General features: G+C 68.2%; 22 protein-coding genes. 11 read left to right on the top strand and 11 right to left on the bottom strand.

From position 1 onward, the window contains the following. Window positions 1-73: 73 nt before the first annotated feature. Window positions 74-514 (bottom strand): acyl-CoA thioesterase, encoded by a 441-nt coding sequence (locus WJ12_RS07220; protein ID WP_034190168.1) that lies wholly within the window; start codon window positions 512-514, stop codon window positions 74-76. A gap of 32 nt (window positions 515-546) precedes the next feature. Then, window positions 547-1,329 carry an SDR family oxidoreductase gene (locus tag WJ12_RS07215; RefSeq protein WP_034190169.1) on the bottom strand — a complete coding sequence of 261 codons (783 nt, stop codon included), beginning with the start codon at window positions 1,327-1,329 and terminating at the stop codon, window positions 547-549. A 179-nt stretch (window positions 1,330-1,508) separates the two neighbouring features. On the opposite strand from WJ12_RS07215, the gene WJ12_RS07210 reads away from it, so the two are divergent. Then, window positions 1,509-3,182, top strand: coding sequence for an electron transfer flavoprotein-ubiquinone oxidoreductase (locus WJ12_RS07210; protein WP_069245623.1), 1,674 nt, complete (start codon window positions 1,509-1,511; stop codon window positions 3,180-3,182). A gap of 135 nt (window positions 3,183-3,317) precedes the next feature. Here WJ12_RS07210 and aroC read toward each other — a convergent pair whose 3' ends face one another. The 3 genes from aroC to WJ12_RS07195 form a co-directional block, all read right to left on the bottom strand. After that, complete coding sequence (aroC, locus tag WJ12_RS07205) at window positions 3,318-4,418, bottom strand: chorismate synthase (RefSeq protein WP_034191153.1); 1,101 nt, start codon at window positions 4,416-4,418, stop codon at window positions 3,318-3,320. Between the two features lie 242 nt (window positions 4,419-4,660). Further along, the gene (locus WJ12_RS07200) at window positions 4,661-6,595 is read right to left on the bottom strand and encodes an MFS transporter (RefSeq protein WP_059556979.1); all 1,935 of its coding nucleotides are present in this window, start codon (window positions 6,593-6,595) and stop codon (window positions 4,661-4,663) included. 139 nt (window positions 6,596-6,734) lie between these two features. Further along, window positions 6,735-7,190 (bottom strand): CBS domain-containing protein, encoded by a 456-nt coding sequence (locus WJ12_RS07195; RefSeq protein WP_006488504.1) that lies wholly within the window; start codon window positions 7,188-7,190, stop codon window positions 6,735-6,737. A gap of 159 nt (window positions 7,191-7,349) precedes the next feature. On the opposite strand from WJ12_RS07195, the gene WJ12_RS07190 reads away from it, so the two are divergent. Further along, window positions 7,350-7,667, top strand: a complete 318-nt coding sequence (locus WJ12_RS07190; protein WP_034191155.1) for an Mpo1-like protein — start codon at window positions 7,350-7,352, stop codon at window positions 7,665-7,667. A 16-nt stretch (window positions 7,668-7,683) separates the two neighbouring features. Here the strand turns inward: WJ12_RS07190 and WJ12_RS07185 are convergent, their stop codons facing one another. Beyond that, on the bottom strand, window positions 7,684-9,015 hold the full coding sequence (locus tag WJ12_RS07185) for a YihY family inner membrane protein (RefSeq protein WP_034191156.1): 1,332 nt from the start codon (window positions 9,013-9,015) through the stop codon (window positions 7,684-7,686). 145 nt (window positions 9,016-9,160) lie between these two features. On the opposite strand from WJ12_RS07185, the gene wrbA reads away from it, so the two are divergent. From wrbA to WJ12_RS07165, 4 genes are read left to right on the top strand one after another with little or no spacing between them, the layout of a single operon-like run. Continuing rightward, the gene (gene wrbA, locus WJ12_RS07180) at window positions 9,161-9,781 is read left to right on the top strand and encodes an NAD(P)H:quinone oxidoreductase (protein ID WP_034191157.1); all 621 of its coding nucleotides are present in this window, start codon (window positions 9,161-9,163) and stop codon (window positions 9,779-9,781) included. Next, on the top strand, window positions 9,778-10,170 hold the full coding sequence (locus WJ12_RS07175; RefSeq protein WP_034191158.1) for a DUF2069 domain-containing protein: 393 nt from the start codon (window positions 9,778-9,780) through the stop codon (window positions 10,168-10,170). Before wrbA ends, WJ12_RS07175 begins: the two co-directional genes overlap by 4 nt. A gap of 18 nt (window positions 10,171-10,188) precedes the next feature. Further along, window positions 10,189-11,610, top strand: coding sequence for an FAD-binding oxidoreductase (locus WJ12_RS07170; protein WP_049032386.1), 1,422 nt, complete (start codon window positions 10,189-10,191; stop codon window positions 11,608-11,610). Between the two features lie 25 nt (window positions 11,611-11,635). Continuing rightward, window positions 11,636-12,466 carry a metallophosphoesterase gene (locus tag WJ12_RS07165; protein ID WP_059556980.1) on the top strand — a complete coding sequence of 277 codons (831 nt, stop codon included), beginning with the start codon at window positions 11,636-11,638 and terminating at the stop codon, window positions 12,464-12,466. Between the two features lie 59 nt (window positions 12,467-12,525). Here WJ12_RS07165 and WJ12_RS36335 read toward each other — a convergent pair whose 3' ends face one another. After that, the gene (locus tag WJ12_RS36335; protein ID WP_006476208.1) at window positions 12,526-12,678 is read right to left on the bottom strand and encodes a hypothetical protein; all 153 of its coding nucleotides are present in this window, start codon (window positions 12,676-12,678) and stop codon (window positions 12,526-12,528) included. Window positions 12,679-12,795: 117 nt separating this feature from the next. Further along, window positions 12,796-13,737 (bottom strand): LysR family transcriptional regulator, encoded by a 942-nt coding sequence (locus tag WJ12_RS07160; RefSeq protein WP_034191161.1) that lies wholly within the window; start codon window positions 13,735-13,737, stop codon window positions 12,796-12,798. Between the two features lie 157 nt (window positions 13,738-13,894). Between WJ12_RS07160 and WJ12_RS07155 the strand changes: the two genes are divergently transcribed. Genes WJ12_RS07155 through WJ12_RS07140 form a run of 4 tightly spaced genes read left to right on the top strand, consistent with a single transcriptional unit; the run spans window position 13,895 to window position 18,801 of the window. Then, complete coding sequence (locus tag WJ12_RS07155; protein WP_082744657.1) at window positions 13,895-15,493, top strand: efflux transporter outer membrane subunit; 1,599 nt, start codon at window positions 13,895-13,897, stop codon at window positions 15,491-15,493. Window positions 15,494-15,508: 15 nt separating this feature from the next. Then, complete coding sequence (locus tag WJ12_RS07150; RefSeq protein ID WP_059556982.1) at window positions 15,509-17,713, top strand: FUSC family protein; 2,205 nt, start codon at window positions 15,509-15,511, stop codon at window positions 17,711-17,713. Further along, window positions 17,710-17,913 carry a DUF1656 domain-containing protein gene (locus WJ12_RS07145; RefSeq protein ID WP_011351756.1) on the top strand — a complete coding sequence of 68 codons (204 nt, stop codon included), beginning with the start codon at window positions 17,710-17,712 and terminating at the stop codon, window positions 17,911-17,913. The genes WJ12_RS07150 and WJ12_RS07145 overlap by 4 nt, the downstream gene beginning before the upstream one ends. 12 nt (window positions 17,914-17,925) lie before the next feature. After that, window positions 17,926-18,801: an efflux RND transporter periplasmic adaptor subunit gene (locus WJ12_RS07140; protein ID WP_014897260.1), complete on the top strand. Its 876-nt coding sequence runs from the start codon at window positions 17,926-17,928 to the stop codon at window positions 18,799-18,801. A 21-nt stretch (window positions 18,802-18,822) separates the two neighbouring features. Here the strand turns inward: WJ12_RS07140 and WJ12_RS07135 are convergent, their stop codons facing one another. Further along, window positions 18,823-20,496 (bottom strand): methyl-accepting chemotaxis protein, encoded by a 1,674-nt coding sequence (locus WJ12_RS07135; RefSeq protein WP_034191164.1) that lies wholly within the window; start codon window positions 20,494-20,496, stop codon window positions 18,823-18,825. 403 nt (window positions 20,497-20,899) lie between these two features. Here WJ12_RS07135 and WJ12_RS07130 point away from each other — a divergent pair, with 403 nt between their 5' ends. Then, the gene (locus WJ12_RS07130; RefSeq protein ID WP_034191165.1) at window positions 20,900-22,138 is read left to right on the top strand and encodes an MFS transporter; all 1,239 of its coding nucleotides are present in this window, start codon (window positions 20,900-20,902) and stop codon (window positions 22,136-22,138) included. 66 nt (window positions 22,139-22,204) lie between these two features. Here WJ12_RS07130 and WJ12_RS07125 read toward each other — a convergent pair whose 3' ends face one another. After that, window positions 22,205-22,999: a 5'-methylthioadenosine/adenosylhomocysteine nucleosidase gene (locus WJ12_RS07125; protein ID WP_367189530.1), complete on the bottom strand. Its 795-nt coding sequence runs from the start codon at window positions 22,997-22,999 to the stop codon at window positions 22,205-22,207. Beyond that, entirely contained in the window at window positions 22,999-25,362 is a 2,364-nt protein-coding gene (locus WJ12_RS07120; RefSeq protein WP_034191167.1) for a UvrD-helicase domain-containing protein, read from the bottom strand. The genes WJ12_RS07125 and WJ12_RS07120 overlap by 1 nt, the downstream gene beginning before the upstream one ends. Between the last annotated feature and the right edge of the window lie 99 nt (window positions 25,363-25,461).

Here is a 25,461-nt window from a genome sequence, read left to right as displayed (position 1 = left end):
GGCTGCGCAGAGCGGCCGATTCGGGTAACGACGGGCATGGCGGCTCGCCGGCGCGCGGCGCCGGACTCGCCGCTCAGTCGATTTTCGTCGCGAGTGCGCGCTCGATCGTGTCGCGCAGCAGTGGCGGCAGTTCCACCGACTTGCCGAGCGCATAGTCGACCCACACGCAGCGCGCCTTGCCGCGTGCATAGACGTGCTGCGGATCGTCCGCGCGCGTGAGCTCGAAGCCGGTGTCGAAGCTGCTCCGGCCGGGTTTCGCGGCCGACATCCTCGCGATCACGTCACCCGGATAGTGCAGCTGCTTGAGGAATTCCATCGACGCCGTGACGATGACGGGCCCCTGCCCTTCGCCGTTGCCGCCGGCAATGCCGAGTTCCTCGAACCACGAGATCCGCGCCTGCTCCATGTAGCGGAAATAGACCGTGTTGTTCACATGGCCGAACGCGTCCATGTCGCCCCAGCGGATCGGCATCGACATCTCAAATACGGGGGAGTAATCGCTTGTTGCGCTCATTGCAGTCTTCTTCGTTGCCGGGTGTCATCCGCTCAGGCGAGGCCGAAGCCGTCGTCGGCGGAGATAATCGAGCCGTTGATGAACTGCGACTCGTCGGCCGCGAGCAGCAACAACAGCCCGTCGAGATCCTGAGGCTTGCCGACGCGCCGGCGCGGCAGCATCGACTGCAGCTTCTGGCCCTGCTCGGTTTCCCACAGGTAATGATTGATTTCGGTATCGATATAGCCCGGACAGATCGCGTTGACGTTGATTCCGTGGCGCCCCCACTCGAGCGCCATCGCGCGCGTCATCTGCACGACCGCGGCCTTGCTCATCGCGTAGAGCCCGATCTGCGGGAACACGCGCAGCCCGGCCACCGATGCGATGTTGATGATCCGGCACGGCGGCTTGCCATTGCCGCTGCCGTTGGCGCGCATGATCATCCGTTTCGCGACTTCCTGCGCGACGAAAAATGCGCCGCGCGTGTTGGTATCGAACACGAACTCGAAATCGGCCGGCGTGACGTCGACGAGCTTCTGCATCGTCGAGACACCCGAATTGTTCACGAGGATGTCGATCGTGCCGGCCTCCGTCTCCGCATGCGCGATCGCGGCCTTGATGCTCTGGACGTCGGTCACGTCGAGCGACACGACGTGCGCGGCGCCACCCGCCGCCTCGATCTCCGCGCGCAGCTCCTTCAGGCGCTCGACCCGGCGGCTCGCGAGCACGACCTTCGCGCCAGCCTGCGACAGCACCTGTGCAAAACGCTGCCCGAGGCCGCTCGACGCGCCCGTGACCAGCGCAACCTTGCCTTCCAGATTGATCGATCGACCCATTTGCACATCCCCTTTCGATGTCGTTTCGCCGGCCCGGGCGGCACAGCCCGAACGGCATTACCCTAGCACAAAAAATAGAACGATCGTGCTAATCTAGCCGCATGTTGTTGCGGCAAGCGTTTCGTTTCGCAGACAATACGCTCCCGAATAAAAGCATTCTAACGGTTAGAGGAACGCCAATGACCCCCGCAAGCCTCATCGAGCAATACGGCCCGCGCGAATCGATGGAATACGACGTCGTGATCGTCGGCGGCGGCCCCGCCGGGCTGTCGGCGGCGATCCGGCTCAAGCAGCTGGCCGCCGAGAAAGGCACCGAGATCGGCGTGTGCGTGCTCGAGAAGGGTTCCGAGATCGGCGCGCACATCCTGTCGGGCGCGGTGATGGACCCGCGCGCGATCACCGAACTGTTCCCCGACTGGAAGGAACGCGGCGCGCCGCTCGACGTCGAGGTGACGGAAGACCGCTTCCTGTTCCTGTCTGAGAGCAGCGCGGTCACCACGCCCAACTGGGCGCTGCCCGACAACTTCAAGAACCACGGCAACTACGTGATTTCGCTGGGCAACGTCACGCGCTGGCTGGGCCAGCAGGCCGAAGCGCTGGGCGTCGAGATCTTCCCCGGCTTCCCGGCCGCCGAGATCCTCTACAACGACGACGGTTCCGTGAAGGGCGTCGCCACCGGCAACATGGGCGTGGGCAAGGACGGCGAGCCGACCGAGAACTTCCAGCTCGGCATGGAGCTGCACGCGAAGTACACGCTGTTCGCCGAAGGCTGCCGCGGCCATCTGGGGCGGCAACTGATCGCGAAGTACAAGCTCGACGCGAACGCGGATCCGCAGGCATACGGGATCGGCATCAAGGAACTGTGGGAAATCGATCCGGCCAAGCACAAGCCGGGCCTCGTGATCCACACGGCCGGCTGGCCGCTGAAGTCCGACACCTACGGCGGCTCGTTCCTGTATCACATGGACAACAACCAGGTCGTGGTCGGCTTCGTGGTGGGCCTGGGCTACACGAACCCGTACCTGTCGCCGTTCGAGGAATTCCAGCGCTACAAGACGCACCCGTCGATCCGCGCGTTCCTCGAAGGCGGCAAGCGCGTGTCGTACGGCGCGCGCGCGATCACGGCCGGCGGCCTGCTGTCGCTGCCGAAGACGGTGTTCCCGGGCGGCGCGCTGATCGGCGACGACGCGGGCTTCCTGAACGCATCGCGGATCAAGGGCAGCCACGCGGCGATCAAGACCGGCATGCTGGCGGCGGACGCGGCGTTCGACGCGGTGCAGGCCGGCCGCCAGTCGGACGAGTTGAACGCGTACCCGGACGCGTTCAAGCAGTCGTGGCTGTACACGGAGCTGTACCGCGCGCGCAACTTCAAGCAGTGGATGGCGAAGGGCCTGTACCTGGGCACGCTGATGGTCGGGCTCGAGCAGAAGGTGATGGGCGGCAACGTGCCGTGGACGCTGCACCACAAGCATGCGGATCACGAGATGCTGAAGCCGGCGTCGCAGTGCGAGCCGATCGAATACCCGAAGCCGGACGGCAAGCTGACGTTCGACCGGCTGTCGTCGGTGTTCATCTCGAACACGAACCATGAGGAGAACCAGCCGGCGCACCTGACGCTGAAGGATGCGAGCGTGCCGGTGAACGTGAACCTGCGCACGTACGCGGGACCGGAGGGGCGTTTCTGTCCGGCGGCGGTGTACGAGTTCGTGAAGAACGACGACGGCAGCGATCGCCTCGTGATCAACGCGCAGAACTGCGTGCACTGCAAGACCTGCGACATCAAGGACCCGACGCAGAACATCGTGTGGGTCACGCCCGAGGGCGGCGGCGGGCCGAATTACCCGAATATGTAATCCGCCACGACGCGCCGCCGCGAGCAGCGCGTTTTTGTCGGTCGCCACGAACGAAACGGGGCGCTGCCTGAAGCAGCGCCCCGTTTTGCCTTCCCCGGCGCGTTCGCGAGGCGCGCCGCGCCCCGCCCGCTTGTGTCAGGTCGCGCTACCGGCGATCTTCGGCGTCGACGTCTCGACGTCGCCGCATTGTGCGCGATGGCGCAGCGCGTGATCGATCAACACCAGTGCGAGCATCGACTCGGCGATCGGCGTCGCACGAATGCCGACGCACGGATCGTGACGGCCGAACGTTTCCACCGTCGCCTCGTCGCCTGCCTTCGTGATCGAACGGCGCGGCGTGCGGATGCTCGACGTCGGCTTGATCGCGATCGACACGGTGATGTCCTGCCCCGTCGAAATCCCGCCGAGCACGCCGCCCGCATGGTTGCCGACGAAACCGCCCGGCGTCAGCTCGTCGCCGTGCGCGGAGCCGCGCTGCGCGACGCTGTCGAAGCCCGCCCCGATCTCGACGCCCTTCACCGCGTTGATGCTCATCATCGCCTTCGCGATATCGGCATCGAGACGGTCGAACACGGGCTCGCCCCAGCCGACCGGCACGCCCGACGCGACGACGTCGATGCGCGCACCGATCGAATCGCCCTCCTTGCGCAGCGCATCCATGTACGCCTCGAGCTCCGGCACGACCGCCGCATTCGGCGAGAAGAACGGATTCTCGCGCACGTGCGACCAGTCGACGAACGGCACGTCGATCTCGCCGAGGCTGCTCATGTAGCCGCGCACTTCGACGCCGAAGCGCTCGCGCAGCCACTTCTTCGCCACGGCACCCGCGCCGACGAGCGGCGCGGTCAGGCGCGCGGACGAGCGGCCGCCGCCGCGGTAGTCGCGGATGCCGTACTTCTGCCAGTACGTGTAATCGGCATGGCCGGGACGGAACGTCTCGACGATGTTGCCGTAGTCCTTGCTGCGCTGGTCGGTGTTGCGGATCAGCAGCGCGATCGGCGTGCCGGTCGTCACGCCTTCGAACACACCCGACAGGATCTCGACCTCGTCGGCCTCCTGCCGTTGCGTCACGTGCCGCGACGTGCCGGGCTTGCGGCGGTCGAGCTCGAGCTGGATGTCGGCTTCGGTCAGCCCCATTCCCGGCGGGCAGCCGTCGATCACGCAGCCGATCGCGGGACCGTGCGATTCGCCGAAGGTCGTGACAGTGAAAAGCGTGCCGAGAGTATTGCCGGACATGATGGAACCGCCCAAAGATAAATGGGCAAACCGATGCGCTGCCGTGCCGCGGGCAGATCGATCGTTTGCCGGTCGAGAAAAAGAGGTAAACCGCTATTATGCCAGCCGTCCCGGAACCGCGGGACGCTTGACACGCCGGTCAGGGCGCACGGTACGTGCCGGTGCGGCCCGATGGGGGCGGCCGGCAGCCCGTTCCACCCGGACAGCAGCCGCATGCCGGCACGGCGCCGGCCGGCGCCCGCCTACTTCCGCGCGCCGCGCAGCTCGGTCACCGCCGCCTGCAGCGACTCGGGCGTCGCGACCGACGCCGGGACCGGCTCGCCGACTGCCAGCGTGAGCCGGCTCATCACGCCGCGCTTGACGGGGCGCGGCATCCGCGCATCGGAATGCCGCGAGAAATAGCTGCCCCACAGCCCGCGCAGCGCCATCGGGATGACCGGTGCCGGCGTGCGGCTCAGGATCTCGGTGATGCCGTGGTGGAACGTGTTGATGTCGCCCGTCTTGGTCAGCTTGCCCTCGGGGAAGATGCACACGAGCTCGCCGTCCTTCAGCGCGGCCTCGCACAGGTCGTACGCGCGCGCGAGCATCGCGGGATCCTCGTGGCGCGGCGCGATCGGGATCGCCTTCGCATGCCGGAACACCCAGCTCGCGAAGCGCGTCTTGAAGATCCGGTGATCCATCACGAAACGGATCGGGCGCGGGCTCGCGGCCGCCAGTACGAGCGCATCGACGTAGCTGACGTGGTTGCACACGAGCACGGCCGCGCCTTCCGCCGGAATCCGCTCCGCGTGCACGAGGCGGATCCGGTAGAAGGTGTGCACGAGCACCCACGCGACGAAACGCAGCAGGAACTCGGGCACGAGCAGGTAGATGTACGTCGCGACGATCACGTTCAGCAGCGCGGTGGCGAGGAACAGCCCCGGGATGTCGACGCCGGCCTTGGTCAGCCCCATCGCCATCACGGCCGACAGGATCATGAACAGCGCGTTCAGGATGTTGTTCGCGGCGATGATCCGTGCGCGGTGCGTCGGCGCGCTGCGGCTCTGGATCAGCGCGTACAGCGGCACGCTGTAGAAGCCGCCGAACATCGCGAGCAGGAACAGGTCGGCGAGGATGCGCCAGTGGCGCGCGCCGGCCAGGAATTCGCCGACCGACAGCAGATGGCCCGGCGACGGCAGCGCGCGGCTCGCGAAATACAGCTCGATCGCGAACACGCTGATGCCGATCGAGCCGAGCGGCACGAGGCCGATCTCGACGCGCCGCTGCGACAGCCGCTCGCACAGCAGCGAGCCGAGGCCGATGCCGACCGAGAACGTCGCGAGCAGGATCGTGACGACGTCGGGGCTCGCGGACAGCACGTCCTTCGCGAAATTGAAGAACGACGTGAGGAAGGTCGCGCCGACGAACCACAGCCACGAGATGCCGAGCAGGCTGAGGAACACGGTGCGATTCTGGCGCGCGAGCCCGAGGTTGCGCCACGTTTCGCTGACCGGATTCCAGTTGATCACGAGATCGGGCTGCGGCGCCGGCGTCGACGGCACGCGCTGCGCGACGAGGCGCCCCGCGAGCGCGATCACGACGACGCTCACCGCGAGCACGCGTTCGCCGGCGCCTTCGATGCCGGCGGCCGCGCCGCCGATGATCGTGCCGATCAGGATCGCGATGAACGTGCCCATTTCGACGAGGCCGTTGCCGCCGACCAGCTCATGCTCGCCGAGATGCTGCGGCAGGTACGAATACTTGACGGGCCCGAACAGCGTCGAGTGCATCCCCATCATGAACGTGCACAGATACAGCAGCGTCGCGCTGTGCGTGACGAAGCCGGCGGCGCCGACGAGCATCAGCACGATCTCGAAGGTCTTCACGAAGCGCGTGAGGGTCGCCTTGTCGTATTTGTCGGCGATCTGGCCGGACGTCGCCGAGAACAGCACGAACGGCAGGATGAAGATCGCGGAAATCAGGAACGCGGCCGTCTTGGCGTCGACGCCGGCGAACCGCGCGGTGTGATAGGTGACGAGCGACGTGAAGCCGATCTTGAAGACGTTGTCGTTCAGCGCACCGAGGAACTGGGTCGTGAAGAACGGGGCGAAACGGCGCTCGCGCAGCAGGTCGAACTGCGACGCGTGGGCACGCCGTTCGTCGCGCCGCTCCGAAGTGGCTTGCGTGTGATCGCTCATGCGGAATACGCGCGCGTCGTCTCGGCGAAGCTGCGCGGGCCTCGTGTTGTCGTTGAAAAAAAGGCGGCGCAGGACAAGCCTGCGCCGCCGCATGCCGGATGGCGGCGCCCATGCATCGAGGTGCCGGGCGCGGCGCGGTTCACGGCTTGTGCGCTTCGGCTTCCGATTCCGGCCAGTCGCGGATGTACGCCTTCAGCATCCGGTTCTCGAAGCTCTGCGCCTCGACGACCGTCTTCGCGACGTCGTAGAACGAAATGACGCCCATCAACACCTTCTTGTCGAGCACCGGCATGTAGCGTGCGTGACGCTCGAGCATCATCCGGCGCACTTCGTTGACGTCGGTTTCCGGCGTACACGTGAGCGGCTCGTCCATCACCTTGCGCACCTGGACGTCGCCGATCGCGCCGCCGTTCACGTGCAGGCGCAGGATGATCTCGCGGAACGTCAGCATCCCGACGAGATCGCCGTACTCCATCACGACGAGCGAACCGATATCGTGTTCGGCCATCGTATCGACCGCTTCGCGCAGCGGCTTATCGGGCGTCACCGTAAACAGCGTGTTGCCCTTCACTTTCAGAATATCGCTGACGCGCATCGTAGTCCCCTCATGCTTGAATGCAAAATCTCTTTCGATCCTATCGGAAAGCCTGTCAAAAGGAAAGCGCGGCCCCGGCGCGGCGGCCGCGCCCCCGCTTGCGGACATGGGCCGCCCGCCGCACAATGAAGCCATCGACAGCGGCCCGAGGAGGCAGCGATGGCGCATACGCATTCGGAGCAGTTCGCCCGCTTCGCCGATTTCTACCCGTATTACCTGAACGAACACCAGAACCTGACGTCGCGCCGGCTGCACTTCATCGGCTCGCTCGGCGTGATCGGCTGCGTCGCGATGGCGATCGCGACCGGCAACTGGCTGTGGCTGCCGGCGGCGATCGTCTGCGGCTACGGCTTCGCGTGGGTCGGGCACTTCTTCTTCGAGAAGAACCGTCCGGCCACGTTCCGGCACCCGATCTACAGCCTGATGGGCGACTGGGTGATGTTCAAGGACATCTGCACCGGCAAGATCCCGCTGTAGCCCGCCGGCCCCGCCGTCACGCGGGCCGCGGCGGCCGCGCGTGCGGGTCGGGCACGGCGCCTGGCGCCTGCCCGGCGTTCCCCGCCGGCTGCGCGCCCGCGAGCCGGTGCGCGGCGATCAGCGTCGCAAGCGACACGTCGAAGCGATCGCTCGACAGCACCGCGAGCAGGGCCGCGCCCTCGACGTGGCTGCGCCGCCGCTCCAGCTGGTAGGTCAGCTCCGCGCGGTCGATCACCAGCACGTCGAACAGTTGCGCGAGCGTCAGCTGCTCGGGGTTCGCGAGCATGATGTAGCGCGGCGTGGTCTCGGCGCCGCCGTCGAGCCGCGCGATCCACTCCCGCTCCTCCATCGTCGTCAGCAGCCGCTGCGCGGTTTCCATGTCGCAGCGCAACATGGTCGCGAGCCGCATCGCCGTATAGCCGCGCTTGCCGGCCGCACGCGCCTCCGCCAGCCGCGCGAGCAGCTCGAGCGCGTCGAGCAGGTCGCTGCCCGGATAGTGGATGCGGTGGAACTGGCCGACGCGGATCGCCGGCAGCGCGGACGCCACCATCGCCCCGAGCAGCGCGATGAACCAGCTCAGGTACACCCACAGCAGGAACACCGGCAGCGCCGCGAACGCGCCGTAGACGGCCGTATAGGTCGGAATGCGCCGCACGTAGTAGCCGAAGCCGCGCTTGGCCAGCTCGAACGCGACGGCTGCGAACAGCCCGCCGATCACCGCGTCGCGCCAGGCGACCGTACAGTTCGGCAGGTACACGTACAGCAGCGTGAACGCGAGCACCGTCAGCGGCAGCGACGCGAGCGCGAGCAGCCATTCGACGATCGAGGTGGTCGGCGCCGCGCCGGTGAACGCGAGCGACTGCGTGAACAGGTACGACGAGATCGACAGGCTCACGCCGAACAACAAAGGCCCGAGCGTGATCAGCGCCCAGTACGCGAGCACGCGCTGCGCGAACGGCCGCGGCTTGCGTACCCGCCAGATCAGGTTGAACGCCGATTCGATCGTCATCATCGTCATCACCGACGTGACGACCAGCACGATCAGGCCGGCCGTGGTCAGCCCCTTGGCCTTCGACGCGAACTGGTTCAGGTACTTGAAGATCTGGATGTTGAACTGCGCGGGCATCAGGTGATCCGCGAGGAACCCCTGCAGCGAGATCTGGAACGACGCGAACATCGGGAACGCGGTGAACAGCGCGAACGCGACCGTCACGAGCGGCACGAGGGCCAGCATCGTCGTGAAGGTCAGGCTGCCCGCCACTTGCGGGATGCGATCCTCGGCGCTGCGCCGGGCCGCGAACTGCGCGAGGCGCTTGAGGGTGTCGAGATCGACGCTCAACTTCGGCAAACGGCTTCTCCTTCTTGATGCCGCGCGCCTCTCGGCGCGCCGCCGCCGCGCTGCGCGACGGCTTCAGCCCCTATAATAGCCGCTCGATTCCAGCAGGGGCCGACTGCACCGGGCACGCGCGCGGCCGCATGCGGCTCCGTCGCCCATGAAAGACATCCTCGTCCTCTATTACAGCCGTCACGGCGCCACGCGCGATCTCGCGCTCGCGATCGCGAACGGCATCGACAGCGTGCCGGGCATGCAGGCGCGCATCCGCACCGTGCCGCCCGTGTCGACCGTCTGCGAAACCACCGCCCCCGACATCCCCGCCGACGGCCCGCCGTACGCGGAACTGCGCGACCTCGAGGAATGCGCGGGCCTCGCGCTCGGCTCGCCGACGCGCTTCGGCAACATGGCCGCGGCACTCAAGTATTTCCTCGACGGCACGACGCCGCAATGGCTGTCGGGGGCGCTGACCGGCAAGCCGGCGAGCGTATTCACGTCGACGGGCAGCCTGCACGGCGGCCAGGAATCGACGCTGCTGTCGATGATGCTGCCGCTGCTGCATCACGGGATGATGATCGTCGGGATCCCGTACACCGAATCGGCGCTCAGCACGACGCGCACCGGCGGCACGCCGTACGGCGCGTCGCATGTCGCGCAGCACGACCGTAGCGCGCCCGGCGGGCTGTCCGCGGACGAAAAGGCGCTCGCCGCCGCGCTCGGCGTGCGGCTGGCGCGCGCGGCCGCCGCGCTGTCGGCCGCGCAGGCTGCCGAGACCGCATGAACACCCCCGCCCGCCCCGCCGTCGCGGCCCGGCCGCGCTACGCGCTGGCCGCCGCCGCGTGCCTCGTCGCGCTGATCGCGCTGTCGCTCGCGTGGGAGCTGTGGCTCGCGCCGTTGCGCCCGGGCGGCTCCGCGCTGATGCTCAAGGCCGTGCCGCTCGCGCTCGCGCTGCCCGGCGTCTGGCGGCGTAACATCTATACGATGCAGTGGGCGAGCATGCTCAGCCTCGTCTATCTGGCCGAAGGCATCGTGCGCGGCATGTCCGATCGCGGGCTGTCCGCCACGCTCGGCTGGTGCGAGACCGCGCTTGCCGTCGGCTTCTTCGTGGCGGCGCTGGCCTATGTCGCGCCGTACAAGCGCGCGGCAAAAAAGTCGCGCGCCGCGTCCTGACCCTTACGCGACAAGGTGATGATGTCTTCCGAAGCTTTCGTTTCCGCGTGCCGCGACGCGCTCGGCACCGACCACGTGCTGACCGATCCGCACGATACCGAACCGTTCCTGACCGACTGGCGACGCCGCTACAAGGGCGCCGCGTGCGCGGTGCTGAAGCCCGCGAACACGGCCGAAGTCGCCGCGCTCGTGAAGCTGGCCAACGCGCACGGCGTCGCGCTCGTGCCGCAAGGCGGCAACACGGGCCTCGCCGGGGGCGCCACACCCGATGCGAGCGGCAGCCAGGCCGTGCTGAGCCTCGCGCGCCTGAACCGCGTGCGGGCGCTCGATCCGCACAACAATACGATCACCGTCGAGGCCGGCGTGATCCTCGCCGACGTGCAGGCGCGCGCCCGCGAAGGCGGCCGGCTGTTCGCGCTGAGCCTCGCGGCGGAGGGCAGCTGCACGATCGGCGGCAACCTGTCGACCAATGCGGGCGGCACCGCGGTGCTGCGCTACGGCAACGCGCGCGAGCTGTGCCTCGGGCTCGAGGTCGTGACGCCGCAGGGCGAGATCTGGGACGGCCTGCGCGGACTGCGCAAGGACAACACGGGCTACGACCTGCGCGACCTGTTCATCGGCGCGGAAGGCACGCTCGGGATCATCACGGCGGCCGTGATGAAGCTGCATCCGCTGCCGGCCGCGCAGGTCACGGCACTCGCCGCGCTCGAATCGCCGCACGCGGCGCTCGACTTCCTGTCGCTCGCGCAGCGCGCGGCCGGGCCGCTCCTGACCGGCTTCGAGCTGATGTCGGATTTCTGCATGCAACTGGTCGGCAAGCACTACCCGCAACTGCGCTACCCGTTCGCGCAGACGCACGCGCAGACGGTGCTGCTCGAGCTGTCCGACAACGAAAGCGAAGCGCATGCGCGCGCGCTGTTCGAGAAACTGATGGAAGAAGCGTTCGAGGCCGGGCTCGTGGTCGACGCGGTGGTCGCCGAGAATCTCGCGCAGTCGCGCGCGTTCTGGGACCTGCGCGAGCACATCCCGCTCGCGCAGGCCGACGAAGGGCTCAACATCAAGCACGACATCGCGGTGCCGATCTCGTCGATCGCGCGCTTCATCGACGAGACCGACGCGGCGATCCAGCAGGCCGCGCCGGGCGCGCGGATGGTCACGTTCGGCCACCTCGGCGACGGCAACCTCCACTACAACGTACAGATGCCCGAAGGCGGCGACGCGAAGGCGTTCCTCGCGGCGTTCCAGGCGCCGATCAACCGGATCGTCTACGACAACGTGCACCGCCACCACGGCACGATCAGCGCGGAGCACGGGATCGGCCAGCTGAAGATCGACGACGCGCAGCGCTACAAGTCGCCAGTCGAAACGACGCTGATGCGCACGCTGAAGACCGCGCTCGACCCGCGCGGCCTGATGAATCCCGGCAAGATCCTGCACTGAAGCCGCCCACTTCGGAGCCCCGCCCGTGAAAATCCGCGTCCTGTCCGACCTGCATCTCGAAAGCAACCTGCCCGATGCGATCCCGCACGCCGACGCGGATCTCGTCGTGCTGGCCGGCGACATCCACAATCACGCGGAAGGCCTGCGCTGGGCCGCCGAAACGTTCGACCCTGCCGTGCCCGTGATCTACGTGCCGGGCAACCACGAGTACTACGACGGGGAATTCGGCGCGCTGGAGACGGCGATGCGTGACGCCGCGCACTCGCTCGACAACCTGCATTACCTGAACAACGGCGTCTACGTCGATCCCGGGCAACGCTTCCGCGTGCTCGGCACGACGCTCTGGGCCGATTTTTCGCTGTTCGGCCAAGACGAAGCCAGCCAGGCCGGCGCAATCGAGGCCGCGCTGCGCGTGATGCTCGATTTCAAGGGACTGATCCAGGTGACGTGGCCGCACGACGCGGCGCTGCATGCGGCGCCGGGTGCGCCTGAACGGGATTTCTCGCCGGCCGACGCGATCGCGCTGCACCGGCAAAGCCGGACCTGGCTGGAAACGCGGCTCGCGACACCGTTCGCGGGCAAGACGATCGTCGTCACCCATCATGCGCCACATCGGCGCTCGCTGGCGGAACGTTATGCGACGGATCTCGCTTCGGCGGGGTTCGTGACGGACATGGCGGAACTGGTGCGGCCGCCGGTGGATCTGTGGCTCCACGGCCACACTCATACGTCATTCGACTACGTTGCGGACGGCGGCACGCGCGTGGTGTGCAACCCGCGCGGCTACCTTCACCGTCGTACCGGCGAACGGGAAAATCCCGCGTTCGCGTGGGACAAGGTGGTCGAGCTCGGCTGAACACCGGCTCGCCAGGCCGCCTTGCGCGGCCTGCCCGCCTCCCCGCGCGTACGGCAGGATCAGCGGCCGGGGCGGCGCGGCTCGCGCACCCGTACCGGAACCGGCTTCATCTGCGCCTTCGCCTTCATCGCACGCAGCAGGTCGCGGGTCGCCGCGGCGGCAGCGGCTGCGCCCAGCAGGACGCCAAGGCCGATCATCAGGTGCGTATCCATCGCTACTCCGGGGTTGCGTATCTCGTTAATCCCTACAGTATCAAACTGTCTGACACGCGTTCGTAAAAAAATGTTGCGTGAAGGACAAATCTCGTCAGATGGCGGCCAACCGCGCCGTCATGTCGCACGCGTGTATTGCTCGAGCGCGGCCTCGTCGGCCTTGAGCGTGACCGGCAACTCGTCGCGCAGGAAATCGACCCAGGTGCGGATTTTCGCGTCGAGGTACTGGCGCGACGGGTACAGCGCGTAGATGTTCATCACGTGCGACCGGTACTCCGGCATCACGCGCACGATGTGCCCGCTGCGCAGCCAGCCGATCGCCGAATAGAGCGGCAGCCCGCCGATCCCCATCCCCTCCCGCACGGCCACCGCAAGCGCCTCGGCGACGTTCACGCGAAACGGCGGCGCCGCGATCGGGACGACCTCGTCGCCGTTCGGCCCCGCCAGCGCCCATTCGTCGAAGTGAAAGCCCGGCGCGACCATCCCGAGGCACACGTGCTGCGCGAGATCGGCCGGCCGCTGCGGCACGCCATGCGCCTCGACGTAGCCGGGCGACGCACACACGACGCTGTAGCTCTCGCCGAGCCGCTGCGACACGAGCCCCGAATCGGGCAGGTCGCGGCCGACGACGATCGCCACGTCGTACCCCTCGTCGAGCAGGTCGGGCATCCGCTGCGCGAGCGTCAGCTCGACGTGCACGTCCGGATAACGCTCGCGGTAGCGCGCGATCGCCGGCACCAGGTAGTGCTGGCCGAGGCTGGTGAAGCAATGGACCTTCAGCTTGCCCGACGGGCGCGCGTGCGCGTCGCCGGCCTCGGCTTCGGCCTGGTCGACGTACGCCAGGATCTGCTCGCAGCGCTGCAGATAGCGCTCGCCGGCTTCGGTCAACGCGATCCGGCGCGTCGTGCGGTTCAGGAGACGCGTGCGCAAGTGCGCCTCGAGATCCGAGACCGCGCGCGACGCGTAGGCGGTGGTCGAATTCATCTGCTGGGCGGCCGCGGTAAAGCTTCCCGCGTCCACCACGCGGACGAACACCCGCATGTTTTGTAGCGTATCCATCCCATTACCCGTTTGAATCCGGAGGGATTGTTGCACAGGGGCCAACAAATATTATCTCAGGATTCGTAAAAATGACTTGCACCGTTGTCCATTTATTCAGGAATCACTGAAAAATATAATCGCTTCCGACTCATCTATATCCGAAAGGGAGAAAATCGTGCAGTCTCCGGCGACAAAAGGGACGCTCGCACTGGCGGTTCTTGCAGTCTCATTAATAATGGCCGGTTGTGCGAGCATGGGCGACAACAAGACCCAGTCCACGCGTATCGAAGCGAACACGCTCGACGCAGGCGCGGCCATCCGCGCGGCCGACCGCGACGCCGGCTGGCCCGCCGCCGACTGGTGGCGCGCGTACCGCGACCCGCAGCTCGATGCATGGATCGCCACCGCCCAGGCCGGCAATCCGACCCTCGCGGCGGCCGAGGCCCGCGTGCGCGAAGCGCAGGCGATGGCGCGCGTCGCCCGGTCGGCCGAACTGCCGCAGATCAACGGCAATCTGTCGCTGATGCGCCAGCACTGGCCGGACAACGTGTACTACGGCCCGGGCCCGCTCGCGAACACCGACACCTGGAACAATACCGGCACCCTCGGCCTGTCGTACCACCTCGACCTGTGGGGCAAGGACAAGAACGCGACCGAGCGCGCGCTCGACACCGCACATGCGACCGCCGCCGACGCGCGTGCGGCGAAGCTCGAACTCGAAGTCAACGTGGTGCGCGCGTATGTCGGCATGTCGATGAACTACGCGCTGCTCGACCTCGCGCATGAAACGTTCGAACGCCAGCGTTCGCTCGCCGATCTCGCGCGCAAGCGGCTGCAGGCGGGCCTCGGCACGCAGCTCGAAGTGAGCCAGGCGGAATCGACGCTGCCCGACTACGAGCGCCAGATCGACAGCTATGAGGAAGCGATCCAGCTCGCGCGCCACCAGCTCGCCGCACTGGCCGGCAAGGGCCCGGGCGCCGGCGACGCGATCAAGCGGCCGCGACTGTCGCTCGATGCGCCGGCCGGGCTGCCGTCGGCGCTGCCGGCCGACCTGCTCGGCCGCCGCCCCGACGTCGTCGCGGCGCGCTGGACGGTCGATGCGCAGGCACGCGGCATCGACGTCGCGAAGGCATCGTTCTACCCGAACATCGACCTGCTCGCGACGGTCGGCGGGTTCGGCGTGACCGCGCCGTTCACCGACTTCCTGCGCGCGATGAACGGCGGCTGGACGGCCGGCCCCGCGCTGTCACTGCCGATCTTCGAAGGCGGCCGGCTGCGTGCGCAGCTCGGCGCGGCGAACGCCGGCTACGACCAGGCGGTCGAGCGCTACAACCAGACGATCGTCGGCGCGCTCAAGGACATCGCCGACCAGGTCGTGCGGATCCGTTCGCTCGATACGCAGAAGAAGGACGCCGCGCGCTCGGTGGCGGCCAACGACCGCAGCTACCAGCTGTCGCGCGAAGGCTTCCGTCGCGGGCTGACCGATTACGTGAACGTGCTGGTCGCGCAACAGCAGTTGCTGCGCGCGCAGGAAACGGCCGCCCGCATCGACGCGGAACGCCTCGCCGCGCATGCGCAGCTGATGGCCGCGCTCGGCGGCGGCGTCGAGACGGGCGAGGATGTGCCGCACGACGAAACGCCGGCCGCCGGCACGCCGAAAAACGGCGGCACGCAAGCGCCTTCCGGCGCACCGGCCACGAAACCGTCGGCGGCCGTCGCGCGGCCCGCAACGGTCGCGACGACCGGCACGTCCGGCTCGCCGGCCGCGCGGTAACGCGGAGCAACCGCCATGTCAGCCTCCTCCCCCGCTTCCACGCCCGCCGGCGGCCCGTTCGCGGCCTGGTCCGCCGCGTTCGGCGACTGGGCCCGCACCGACGGCGCCGCGTGGCTCTATCTGTTCAAGGCGCTGCTCGCCGCGTTCATCGCGACCGGCGTGTCGATGCGGCTCGACCTGCCCGCGCCGAAAACGGCGATGACGACGGTGTTCATCGTGATGCAGCCGCAAAGCGGCGCGGTGCTCGCGAAGAGCTTCTACCGCGTCGCCGGCACGATCTTCGGGCTCATCGCGACGCTCACGTTCGTCGGGCTGTTCCCGCAGCAACCGCAGTTGTTCCTGCTGGCCGTCGCGCTGTGGGTCGCGCTGTGCACGGCCGGCGCCGCGCGCAACCGCAACTTCCGCAGCTACGGCTTCCTGCTGGCCGGCTATACGACCGCGCTGATCGGACTGCCCGCGTCGCAGCACCCGGACGGCGCGTTCATGAGCGCGATGACGCGCGTGGCCGAAATCATGGTCGGAATCGTGTCGGCCGGTGTGGTCAGCGCGCTCGTGTTTCCGCAGACCACCGGCGAACAGATGCGCACGACGGTACGCAAGCGCTTCGGCAGCTTCGTCGACTACGTTGCGTCGGCGCTGTCGGGCAAGCTCGATCGCGCGCATATCGAAACCATCCATACGCGCTTCGTCGCCGACGTGGTCGGGTTCGAGGCCGCGCGCAGCATGGCCGTGTTCGAGGATCCGGACACGCGGATGCGCAGCGGCCGCCTCGCGCGACTGAACAGCGAATTCATGAGCGCGTCGAGCCGCTTCCATGCGCTGCACCAGCTGATGAACCGGCTGCATGCGGCCGGCGCGCAGGCCGCGATCGACGCGATCGAGCCGTATTTCCGCGAAATCGCGCCGCTGCTGCTGACGCACGCCGGCGAACCGGTGCGCACGGCGGCCGACGCGGGCCACGCGGCCGAGCAACTGCTCGCCTGGCGCGACGCGCTGCCGCGCCGCATCCGTGCGACGCGCGCGACGCTCGAAACGCAGCCGGACTTTCCGCTGCTCGACTTCGACACGGCCGCCGAGCTGCTGTACCGCTTCATCACCGACCTGCACGAGTACGCGGCCACCTACGCGTCGCTGTCGACCGCGACGCACGAGCGCGAACGCTGGATCGAGCGCTACGAGCCGCGCACCAACCTGACCGCGATGGTGATCGCGGCGATCCGCACCGCGACCGTGATCCTCGTGCTCGGCTGGTTCTGGATCGAGACCGCGTGGCCGAGCGGCGTGACGCTCACGCTGACGGCGGCGGCCACCTGCGCCCTCGCGTCGTCGACGCCGCGCCCGACCGCGATGTCCGCGCAGATGGGCATGGGCACGGCGCTCGCCGTCTGCACCGGCTTCCTGCTGACGTTCGGCATCTATCCGCACATCGACGGGTTCCCGCTGCTGTGCGTCGCGCTCGCGCCGCTGCTCGCGATCGGCATCTTCATGACGCTGAAGCCGAAGCTCGCCGGGTATGGAATGGGCTACCTGATTTTCTTCAGCTTCCTCGCCGGTCCGGACAACATCACGCACTACGATCCGACCAGCTTCATGAACGATGCGCTCGCGCTCGTGCTGTCGATGCTGGTGTCGGCGATCGCGTTCGCGGTGCTGTTCCCGCCGACCGCGCCGTGGCTGAAGAAGCGGCTGTTCGCCGACCTCCGCCACCAGGCCGTCGCGGCCGGTCATGCACGGCTCGCCGGCTTGCGCACGCGCTTCGAAAGCGGCGCGCGCGACCTGATGTACCAGGCGCACACGCTGTCGGCCGACCAGCCCGACGTGCAGCGCGATGCGCTGCGCTGGATGTTCGCGGTGCTCGAAGCCGGCAACGCGACGATCGACCTGCGCCACGAGCTGGCGACGCTGCCGCCGGACCCGCGCTATGCGCCGGCGATGCCGTGGCGCCGTGCGATCGAGACGATGCGCACCGCGCTGGCCGCGCTGTTCTCGAAGCCGAACGCCGCGCGGTTCGACGCGACGCTCGCCGCGACCAATGCGGCGATCGACGCGACGCGGCAGACGCTCGATGCGTTCGAGCCGTCGCGCGAGGAGCGCCACCGGCTGCAGCGCATCCTGAGCCACCTGCATTTCGTGCGTACCGCGCTGCTCGATCCGGAATCGCCGCTCGAGCCGCTTCACCGCAACCGCCCCGTGCGTCCCCAACCAGGAGCCTCGTCATGATGCCGCGTGAAATCGCCATTCTCGATGCCTACATGCCCACGGTGGTGCTGATGTTCGTCCTGGGCGCGCTCGCGACCTGGGCCGTCGACCGCCTGCTCGCCTATACGGGCCTCTACCGCCTCGTCTGGCACCCGTCGCTGTTCCGGGCCTGCCTTCTCGTCTGCATTTGCGGCGGACTGAGTCTCGCCGTTTACCGTTGATTCCGAACCATCATGATTCTCAGAAAACTCTTCGGCTTCGTCGCGACCGCCGTCATCCTTCTCGTCGCGATCCTGATCGGGCGCTCGCTGTGGGTGCACTACATGGACGATCCGTGGACGCGCGACGGGCGCGTGCGCGCCGAGATCGTCAACGTCGCGCCGGACGTGTCGGGCGCGATCGTCGAGCTGCCCGTGCATGACAACCAGCTCGTGAAAAAAGGCGACCTGATCATGCAGATCGACCCGTCGCACTACCAGATCGCGGTCGAGCAGGCGCAGGCGGCCGTCGCCGCCCGCCGCGCGGAACTGCAGATGCGTCGCGACGACGCGGCCCGCCGCGCGGACCTCGATGCGCTCGTCGTGTCGAAGGAAAACCGCGAGAATGCCGCGCACAGCGCGTCGAGCGCCGATGCGCAGTACCAGCAGGCGATCGCCGCGCTCGACGCCGCGAAGCTCAACCTCGAGCGCACGCGCGTCGTCGCGCCGGTCGACGGCTACATCACGAACCTGCAGACGTTCAAGGGCAACTATGCGGTGGCCGGCCAGGCGAAGCTCGCGATCGTCGACAGCCACTCGTTCTGGGTCTACGGCTACTTCGAGGAAACCAAGCTGCCGCGCGTGAAGATCGGCGCGCCGGCCGAGATGCGGCTGATGAGCGGCGGCGTGATGAAGGGCCACGTCGAGAGCATCTCGCGCGGCATCTACGATCGCGACAACCCGCAAAGCCGCGACCTCGTCGCGGACGTGAACCCGACCTTCAACTGGGTGCGCCTCGCGCAGCGCGTGCCGGTACGCATCCGGATCGACGAAGTACCGGCCGACGTGGTGCTGTCGGCGGGCACGACCTGCACGGTCATCATCGATCCGGACAAGCAGAAGAAGTCGTAACCGCCGCGCGCCGCGCGGCGCTCAGGCCGCGAGGCGGAACCGCCCGACCAGCCGCTTCAATGCCTGGGCCTGCTCGTCGAGCGCGTTGGCGGCAGCGGCCGCCTGCTCGACGAGCGCCGCGTTCTGCTGCGTGCCGGCGTCCATCTGCGTGACCGCGCGGCCGATCTCGTCGATCCCGGCGCTCTGCTCGTCCGACGCCGCCGAAATCTCGCCGATGATGTCGGTCACGCGCTTGACCGCGCGCACGACGTCGCCCATCGTGCGGCCGGCGTCGTGCGCGAGCGCCGCGCCGTTCGCGACGCGCTCGACCGATGCGCCGATCAGTTCGCGGATCTCCTTCGCCGCGGTTGCCGAGCGTTGCGCGAGCAGGCGCACCTCGCCCGCGACCACCGAGAAGCCGCGCCCCTGTTCGCCGGCGCGCGCGGCCTCGACCGCCGCGTTCAGCGCCAGGATGTTGGTCTGGAACGCGATCCCCTCGATCGTGCCGATGATGTCGCGAATGTTCTTCGCGCTGTCGTCGATCTCGCTCATCGTCGCGACCACGCGCCCGACGACTTCCCCGCCCGTTTCCGCCACCGACGACGCATTGGCCGCGAGCGCGCTCGCCTGCCGCGCGTTCTCGGCGTTCTGCCGCACGGTCGACGTGAGCTGCTCCATGCTGGCCGCGGTGCGCTCGAGCGCGACGGCCTGCTGTTCGGTGCGCCGCGACAGGTCGAGGTTGCCGGTCGAAATCTCGCCGGACGCGGCCGCGATGGCCTCGGCGCTGACGGCGATCTCGCCGACGGTCGCCGCAAGCCCCGTCTGCATGTCGGCCAGCGCGCGCACCATGCTGTCGCGATCGTGCCGGCCGAGCGTGATCGGTCGCGTGAGGTCGCCGCGCGCGATGTCCGCGGCGATCGCCTTCGCGTGCGCGGGCTCGCCGCCGAGCTGCGATGCGAGGCGCCGCACGACACGCTCGGCGATCACGATCGCGAGCACGATCAGCGCGGCCGTCATCGCGGCGATCATCGCGAACGACGACGAGAAGATCGTGGCCGACGCATCGAGCGTCGCCTTCGACTTCTCGCCGCGCGTCTTCACGAGGTCGGCGACGAGTTTCTCGAGCTTGCCGGTCTCGACCAGCAGCGATACGTCCTGCGTGCCGACCTGCCAGTTCATCTGCGACAGGTCGAGCGGCTGCGCGCGCACGAGCGTGACGAAATCACGCAAATGCGTGCTCCACGTGCCGACGGCCGTCGAAAATGCGCGCAGCCGCGCCGAATCGTCGGCGTCGGCCGGATCCGCGTAGCGCTGCAGCGTGCCGAGCGCCTGGCCGATCGACGCGAGCCCCGCACCGACGTCGGCGCCAAGGTCGTCGCGCTCCTTCGCGGTGGTGGCGGTCAGCAGCATCTTCTGTGCGCGGCTCGCGCGCAGCACCTCGGCCCGAACCTCCTGTGCCGCGCGGCTCGCGACGTGCCCCTGCTCGTAGACCGACGCGATCGACGCGTTCAGGCGGCTGATCTGCCACAGCGAAAACACGCCGATCACGAGCGTGCCGGCCAGCAGGATCGCGAATGCGGCGCGCAACGTCGCCTTGACGGTCCACGGCCGGCGCTCACGCCGCGCCGCATGCGCGCGTCGTGCGGCGCGACCGGCGGCAACGTCGGGTGCGGCGGCCGCCGCACCGGGCTGTGGATGCAAAGATGCTGCTTTCATCGAACTATCCCCGTATGGATCACGCAGCCGGAAAGGTCGGTCCCGGCATTCCCGCGATGGCTGGCCATGCCGCGCGTCCCGAGCCCGCCCGGCGGGTAGCCGGTGCCGGGCGCCAAGCGCGCCTGTTGTCGTTACGTCGTTCTACGGCTGCCACCGCCGTTTCTTGAGTCCGATGAAACACCGACCGGACTCGCGCCCCCGCCGACGGAGCGAGCGCGCCGCCTGCGTTATACCCGGCCAAAAAAGCGGATACCGGCCGATCCATCGGACGAATGTCCGAATCACGACAAAACTTGGCAGGACATTCTCGATGCGCCAAATTACACTTCTTTGACGCAACAACGATTGAAAACGCGCCGATCCCCATCAGAGCGCGCCCGTCACCTCAACTCGCTCAGCTCACATGGAAACCAGCCTCGACACGGGAACCGCCGGCGCAGCCGCCGCCCAGCCGTCCGCCCCGCCCGCGCCGCGCACCGTCTACCCGGTGCTCGGCGCGATCAGCTTCTCGCACATGCTCAACGACATGATCCAGTCGTTGATCCTCGCGATCTATCCGATGCTCAAGAGCCAGTTCGCGCTGTCGTTCGCGCAGATCGGCCTGATCACGCTCACCTACCAGATCACCGCGTCGCTGCTGCAGCCGCTCGTCGGCCTCTATACCGACAAGCGTCCGAAACCGTATTCGTTGCCGGTCGGCATGGGCTTCACGCTCGCCGGGCTGCTGCTGATGTCGGTCGCATCGAGTTTCCCGATGCTGCTGGTGGCCGCGGCGCTGGTCGGCTGCGGCTCGTCGGTGTTCCATCCGGAGTCGTCGCGGGTCGCGCGGATGGCGTCGGGCGGCCAGCACGGGCTCGCGCAGTCGGTGTTCCAGGTGGGCGGCAACGCGGGCTCGGCGCTCGGGCCGCTGCTCGCCGCGCTCGTGATCATCCCGCACGGCCAGCACAGCATCGCGTGGTTCTCGGCCGCCGCGCTCGTCGCGATGATCGTGCTCACGCAGATCGGCCACTGGTACAAGAAGCATCCGTCGATGAAGAAGAAGGCCGTGTCGGCCGGCCATCCGACGCTGTCGCGCGGCCGCGTGATGGGTGCGATCGGCGTGCTGGTGCTGCTCGTGTTCTCGAAGTACTTCTACCTCGCGAGCATCAACAGCTATTTCACGTTCTACCTGATCGACAAGTTCCACCTGTCGGTGCAGGCCGCGCAGATCCACCTGTTCGTGTTCCTCGCGGCCGTGGCGGCCGGCACGCTGATCGGCGGGCCCGTCGGCGACCGGATCGGCCGCAAGTACGTGATCTGGGTATCGATCCTCGGCGTCGCGCCGTTCACGATGCTGCTGCCGTACGCGAACCTGTTCTGGACGAGCGTGCTGACCGTGATCATCGGCGTCGTGCTGGCGTCGGCGTTCGCCGCGATCCTCGTCTACGCCACCGAACTGATGCCCGGCAAGGTCGGCATGGTCGCGGGCCTGTTCTTCGGCTTCGCGTTCGGCCTCGGCGGCGTCGGCGCGGCGGTGCTCGGCCAGCTCGCCGACGCGACGAGCATCCCGTTCGTCTACAAGGTGTGCTCGTTCCTGCCGCTGATCGGCGTGCTGACGGTTTTCCTGCCGAACCTCGAAAGCAGCCGGCGCAAGCAGGCGTGACGCGCCGGCCGCGGCGTGCGCGCCGCGGCCGGTCAACCGGCTCGAAGGGGCAATACGACGGCGGCTTCAGGCCGCCGTCGTCGCATGCAGCGTCAGGAAACGCTTGAGGATGCCGGACGAATAGCTGCTCGCGATCGCCGACAGGAAGTGCGAGAACGACTGCGTCGCGTGATCGTCGGCCGTGTCGGAGATCGTGCGCACGAGCGCGAACGGCACGTCGTGTTCCGCGCACACCTGCGCGATCGCGGCGCCTTCCATTTCGACCGCGAGCGCGTCCGGCAGCGCGTCGCGCAGCGCGACGACCTCGCGCTCGCTCGACACGAAGCGGTCGCCGCTGATGACGAGCCCGGCGTGCAGCGCCGCGCCGGCGAGCCCGAAGCGCTCGGCGAACCGCGCGCCCTCGTCCGCGACGAACAGCGTGCAGGCGTCGCGCAGGCGCGCCGTCAGCGCCGCGTCGGTCGCGAAGCGCGTGATGCCGAGCAGCGGCACCTCGTAACGCGGAAAGAGCGGCGACGCGTCGAGATCGTGCTGCAGCAACGTATCGGCCACGACGACGTCGCCGACCCGCACCGTGCGCGACACGCCGCCCGCGACGCCGGTGAACACGACGCCCGACACGCCGAACACGTGGATCAGCGCGCTGACCGTCGCGGCGGCCGCGACCTTGCCGACCCGCGCGAGCGTGACGACGCAGGCCGCGCCGTGCACGGTGCCGACGTGATAGTCGCGGCGCCCGAGCGTGACCGTCTTCATCGCGCCCTCGGCGCGCATCGCGGCGATCAGGTCGCCGAGCTCCTCGGGCAGCGCGGCGAGAATGCCGAGCGGGCGAGCCGAAGGCGTGAACGCTCCGTCGATGCCCATCATTCCACCGCCTGCAGTTTCGCGACCGCGAGCGCGAGCCATTTCTCGCCATGCCGCTTGAACTTCACCTGCGCCTTCGCGTCGGTGCCGTTGCCTTCGAGCGCGGTGACGGTGCCTTCGCCGAACTTGGTATGAAACACCTGCTGGCCGACCCGGAAGCCGGTGTCGGCCGCGCGCTGCTTGTTCGCGAACGCGGGCAGCGGCGCGGATACGGCCGCGTCGACGATCTGCTCGCGGCTGCCGCCGCCCGGCCGCGCGAACCAGTCGCGCCCGTACCCGGCGTTGTCCGAACGCCCGCCCCAGCGCGAGCCGGCCTCGACCTTCGGCGTCAACCACTTCAGCACGTGCTCCGGCAGTTCGTCGAAGAAGCGCGAGCGCACGTTGTAGCGGGTCTGGCCATGCAGCATCCGGCTCTGCGCGAACGACAGGTAGAGGCGCTCCTTCGCGCGCGTGATCGCGACGTACATCAGCCGGCGCTCTTCCTCGAGGCCGTCGGATTCGAGCACGCTGTTCTCGTGCGGAAACAGCCCTTCCTCGAGGCCCGTGATGAACACGGCCGAGAATTCGAGCCCTTTCGCCGCGTGCACCGTCATCAGCTGCACGGCGTCCTGGCCGGCCTGCGCCTGGTTGTCGCCGGCCTCCAGCGACGCGTGCGACAGGAAGCCCGCGAGCGGCGTCATCGTGTCGGGGTTCTGCGCCGGGTCGGCGGGCGATGCGGGATCGAGCACGTCGAGCGCCGGATCGTCCGTCGCGGTGCCAAGCTCGGGCGCCGCGATCGCACCCGCGCGCAGCGGGATCGAGCGGGCCGGCGTGTCGAGCCCGTAACCTTCCTCGGCGATGAACGCGGTGGCCGCGTTCACGAGTTCCTGCAAGTTCTCGAGGCGGTCCTGGCCTTCGCGCTCGCCCTGGTAGAAATCGGCGAGACCGCTGGCGCGCACGATGTGCTCGACGGTGTCGGGCAGGTTCATGTGCTGCGTATCGGCGCGCATCTTCGCGATCAGGTTCGCGAACCCGCCGAGGCTCGTGCCGGCCTTGCCCGTCACGTACGGAATCGCGGCGGCCATCGAGCAGCCGTACAGGCGCGCGGCGTCGGCGAGCTGCTCGACCGAGCGCGCGCCGATCCCGCGGGTCGGGAAGTTCACGACGCGCGCGAACGCGGTATCGTCGTTCGGGTTGTCGATCAGGCGCAGGTAGGCGAGCGCGTGCTTCACTTCCTGCCGCTCGAAGAAGCGCAGGCCGCCGTACACGCGGTACGGGATGCCCGACGACATCAGCGTGTGCTCGATCGAGCGCGACTGCGCGTTGCTGCGGTACAGGACGGCCACTTCGCTGCGCGCCATCCCGGTGTTGATCAGCGAGCGGATTTCCTCGACGATCCAGCCGGCTTCCTGCGAATCGGTGCTCGCCTCGTACACGCGCACGGGCTCGCCGTGGCCGGCGTCGGTACGCAGGTTCTTGCCGAGGCGGTGCGCGTTGTTCGAGATCAGCTGGTTCGCCGCGTCGAGGATGTTGCCGTGCGACCGGTAGTTCTGCTCGAGCTTGATCAGGTTGCGCACGCGGAATTCGTCTTCGAAGTCGCGCATGTTGCCGACGTTCGCGCCGCGGAACGCGTAGATCGACTGGTCGTCGTCGCCGACCGCGAAGATCGCGTTCTCGCCGCCCGCGAGCATCTTGAGCCACGCGTACTGCAGCTTGTTGGTGTCCTGGAACTCGTCGACGAGGATGTGCCGGAAGCGCGCCTGGTAGTGCGCGCGCAACGGCGCGTTGTACGCGAGCAGCTCGTAGCAGCGCAGCAGCAGCTCGGGGAAATCGACGACGCCCTCGCGCTGGCACTGCTGGTCGTACGCCTGGTACAGCTCGACGAACTTGCGGTTGAAGTTGTCGGTCGCGTCGACCTTGTCGGGGCGCAGCCCCTGCTCCTTCGCGTTGTTGATGAAGTACTGGACGTTCTTCGGCGGATACTTTTCGTCGTCGACGTTCGCGGCCTTCATCAGCCGCTTGATCGCGGACAGCTGGTCGGCCGTGTCGAGGATCTGGAACGTCTGCGGCAGGCCGGCGTCGCGCCAGTGCGTGCGCAGCATCCGGTTGCACAGGCCGTGGAACGTGCCGATCCACATCCCGCGCGTGTCGATCGGCATCATGGCCGACAGGCGCGCCATCATCTCGCGCGCGGCCTTGTTCGTGAAGGTGACGGCGAGCACGGTGGGCGGCGATGCGTAGCCCTGCTGGATCAGCCACGCGATGCGCGTGATCAGCACGCGGGTCTTGCCGCTGCCCGCCCCTGCAAGGATCAGCGCCGGTTCGTTCGGCAACGTGACGGCGGCGAGTTGTTCGGGGTTCAGATTGGCGAGCAGATCGGGCATGGAGCGGCAGCTGAGACGGGCAAGAAAAATGCGGACCCGACATTATAAGTCGGCCGCGCGATGCCGTTCCCGATCCGTTCGGCCGCATGTTGCGCACGC

Source organism: Burkholderia seminalis, from assembly GCF_001718535.1.
GTDB lineage: Bacteria > Pseudomonadota > Gammaproteobacteria > Burkholderiales > Burkholderiaceae > Burkholderia > Burkholderia seminalis.
The sequence above is the reverse complement of the archived record's forward strand: the minus strand, read 5'-3'. Positions and strand labels throughout refer to the sequence as shown.